Here is a 378-nt window from a genome sequence, read left to right on the forward strand (position 1 = left end):
CTTTTAAGAGAGCAAGGGCATCTAGGAGGTGATGAATGCCTTTTAAATAGACAAGCCTTCCCATATAAAGGATAATTTTTTTATTCTGCTTGGGTCCGATAAGTGGCTTCTTCATAGCATCCCCAAGGAACTGTTGATTACTAATTCCATATGGAAAGGTAACAATTCTGTCTGAAAGAATAGAGAAATTATCTGCAATATTACGAGACATCCATTTAGTTGGACTATGAATAAAATCACTGGCTTGATATCCTAACTTCTCAATCACCTGGTGATATTGATATTCAAATGTAGCTTCTATTTGTTCGTCTGTTTTATGAGGGTGCATGGTTTTGAGCGTGAAAAAGATATCACGTGATAGATTTCCAAGAGCACTAG

Annotated in this window: 1 protein-coding gene; it reads right to left on the minus strand. The window is 36.5% G+C overall.

Going from position 1 to position 378, the window contains the following annotated elements; translation table 11 throughout:
* On the minus strand, positions 1–378 hold a 378-nt coding region (locus AC1DWA_RS33765; protein WP_477917906.1), incomplete at both ends, for a hypothetical protein.

The organism is Rhodococcus sp. P4_F3_2, assembly GCF_056401335.1.